Consider the following 3,493-nt stretch of genomic DNA (forward strand, 5'->3'; position numbering starts at 1 on the left):
GGGGGTGTTGGGGTGTGGTTGGTTTCTGTGGTTCTCTCGAGTGTTTTTTGTTTTTGATCTTTGTGGTCAAGTTTTTAAGAGCACACGGTGGATGCCTTGGCATTAGGAGCCGAAGAAGGACGTAGGAATCTGCGATAAGCCTGGGGGAGTCGATAACCGGACTGTGATCCCAGGGTGTCCGAATGGGGAAACCCCGCCGAGCGCGCGAGTGACTTGGTGACCCGTACCTGAACACATAGGGTGCGTGGGGGGAACGCGGGGAAGTGAAACATCTCAGTACCCGCAGGAAGAGAAAACAATAGTGATTCCGTTAGTAGTGGCGAGCGAACGCGGATCAGGCTAAACCGTTCCATGTGTGATAGCCGGCGGGCGTTGCATGGTCGGGGTTGTGGGACTTTCCATACCAGTTCTGCCGGGCTGGTGGGGTGTGATGTGCGCGCATAGGTGAACGGTTTTGAAAGGCCGGCCAGAGAGGGTGTTAGTCCCGTAACCGTAATGTGTTTGTGCCGCCTGTGAGAGTATCCCAAGTAGTACGGGGCCCGAGAAATCCCGTGCGAATCTGTCAGGACCACCTGATAAGCCTAAATACTCCCTAATGACCGATAGCGGACCAGTACCGTGAGGGAAAGGTGAAAAGTACCCCGGGAGGGGAGTGAAACAGTACCTGAAACCGTGTGCTTACAATCCGTCGGAGCCAGTCTGATTCTGGTGACGGCGTGCCTTTTGAAGAATGAGCCTGCGAGTTAGTGTTACGTCGCGAGGTTAACCCGTGTGGGGCAGCCGTAGCGAAAGCGAGTCTGAATAGGGCGTTGCAGTGGCGTGATCTAGACCCGAAGCGAAGTGATCTACCCATGGCCAGGTTGAAGCGACGGTAAGACGTCGTGGAGGACCGAACCCACTTCAGTTGAAAATGGAGGGGATGAGCTGTGGGTAGGGGTGAAAGGCCAATCAAACTTCGTGATAGCTGGTTCTCCCCGAAATGCATTTAGGTGCAGCGTTGCGTGTTTCTTGCTGGAGGTAGAGCTACTGGATGGCTAATGGGCCCTACAAGGTTACTGACGTCAGCCAAACTCCGAATGCCGGTAAGTGAGAGCGCAGCAGTGAGACTGTGGGGGATAAGCTTCATAGTCGAGAGGGAAACAGCCCAGACCACCAACTAAGGCCCCTAAGCGTGTGCTAAGTGGGAAAGGATGTGGAGTTGCCCAGACAACCAGGAGGTTGGCTTAGAAGCAGCCACCCTTAAAAGAGTGCGTAATAGCTCACTGGTCAAGTGATTCCGCGCCGACAATGTAGCGGGGCTCAAGTACACCGCCGAAGTTGTGGCATTCAGACATGTACTAAGCCTTCGTGGTTCAGGTGTTTGGATGGGTAGGGGAGCGTCGTGTGGGCGGTGAAGTCGCGGTGTAAACCAGTGGTGGAGCCTACACGAGTGAGAATGCAGGCATGAGTAGCGAAAGACGGGTGAGAAACCCGTCCGCCGAATGATCAAGGGTTCCAGGGTCAAGCTAATCTGCCCTGGGTAAGTCGGGACCTAAGGCGAGGCCGACAGGCGTAGTCGATGGACAACGGGTTGATATTCCCGTACCGGCGAAAAACCGTCCATGTTGAACAGGGGATACTAACCGCCCGAGACCTGCCTGACACCCCTTGTGGGTGAAGGGTTTTGGTGGAGCGCGGGACCTGATCCTGGGAGGCAAGCGTATTAACAGGTGTGACGCAGGAAGGTAGCCGAGCCGGGCGATGGTTGTCCCGGTCTAAGGATGTAGGGCGAGTGGTAGGCAAATCCGCCACTCATGGTGCCTGAGATCTGATGGGACCCCCGTTTGGGGGGATTTGGTGATCCTATGCTGCCGAGAAAAGCATCGACGCGAGGTTTTAGCCGCCCGTACCCCAAACCGACACAGGTGATCAGGTAGAGAATACTAAGGCGATCGAGAGAATTATGGTTAAGGAACTCGGCAAAATGCCCCCGTAACTTCGGGAGAAGGGGGGCCCCAACCTTGATCGGACTACGCGTCCGGGAGGGGATCGGGGCCGCAGAGACCAGGGGGAAGCGACTGTTTACTAAAAACACAGGTCCGTGCGAAGTCGCAAGACGATGTATACGGACTGACTCCTGCCCGGTGCTGGAAGGTTAAGAGGACCGGTTAGCCTCACGGCGAAGCTGAGAATTTAAGCCCCAGTAAACGGCGGTGGTAACTATAACCATCCTAAGGTAGCGAAATTCCTTGTCGGGTAAGTTCCGACCTGCACGAATGGAGTAACGACTTCCCCGCTGTCTCAACCATAAACTCGGCGAAATTGCAGTACGAGTAAAGATGCTCGTTACGCGCAGCAGGACGGAAAGACCCCGAGACCTTTACTATAGTTTGGTATTGGTGTTCGGAGTGGCTTGTGTAGGATAGGTGGGAGACGTTGAAGCCCGGACGCCAGTTCGGGTGGAGTCATCGTTGAAATACCACTCTGGTCACTTTGGACATCTAACTTCGGCCCGTAATCCGGGTCAGGGACAGTGCCTGATGGGTAGTTTAACTGGGGCGGTTGCCTCCTAAAAAGTAACGGAGGCGCCCAAAGGTTCCCTCAGCCTGGTTGGCAATCAGGTGTCGAGTGTAAGTGCACAAGGGAGCTTGACTGTGAGAGAGACATCTCGAGCAGGGACGAAAGTCGGGACTAGTGATCCGGCGGTACATTGTGGAATGGCCGTCGCTCAACGGATAAAAGGTACCTCGGGGATAACAGGCTGATCTTGCCCAAGAGTCCATATCGACGGCATGGTTTGGCACCTCGATGTCGGCTCGTCGCATCCTGGGGCTGGAGTAGGTCCCAAGGGTTGGGCTGTTCGCCCATTAAAGCGGTACGCGAGCTGGGTTTAGAACGTCGTGAGACAGTTCGGTCCCTATCCGCTGCGCGCGCAGGAAATTTGAGAAGGGCTGTCCTTAGTACGAGAGGACCGGGACGGACGAACCTCTGGTGTGTCAGTTGTACTGCCAAGTGCACCGCTGATTAGCTACGTTCGGATGGGATAACCGCTGAAAGCATCTAAGCGGGAAGCTCGCTTCAAGATGAGATTTCCATACACAGTCATGTGTGAGAGGCCCCCAGCCAGACCACTGGGTTGATAGGCCGGATGTGGAAGCGAGGACTAACGACTCGTGAAGCTGACCGGTACTAATAGGCCGATAACTTACACCACACAGATACATACACATTCTGCTTGCGTCCACTATGTGGTTCCCAACCAACAACCCCCACGGGTTGACACCCTGGTTGAAGGAACCAAAATAATTGAATACAGCAACACCACAACTGCCCCCAACAAAAAGGGGACAGGAGATGTTGTAACCACAGACTTCCCACCAACCCCAGGGTTGGGTCGGGTAACAAGGTTACGGCGGTCATAGCGTGGGGGAAACGCCCGGTCCCATTCCGAACCCGGAAGCTAAGACCCACAGCGCCGATGGTACTGCACCCGGGAGGGTGTGGGAGAGTAGGA

At 55.1% G+C, this 3,493-nt stretch carries 2 rRNA genes; both read left to right on the plus strand.

Going from position 1 to position 3,493, the window contains the following annotated elements:
* Positions 1-64 precede the first annotated feature (64 nt).
* Positions 65-3,193, plus strand: a 23S ribosomal RNA gene (locus tag ACFVVC_RS22345).
* A gap of 194 nt (positions 3,194-3,387) precedes the next feature.
* A 5S ribosomal RNA gene (gene rrf / locus ACFVVC_RS22350) occupies positions 3,388-3,493 on the plus strand; the annotation flags it as partial.

Origin of the sequence: Pseudarthrobacter sp. NPDC058196 (genome assembly GCF_042882685.1) — a bacterium.
In the GTDB taxonomy this organism is placed as follows: Bacteria; Actinomycetota; Actinomycetes; order Actinomycetales; family Micrococcaceae; genus Arthrobacter.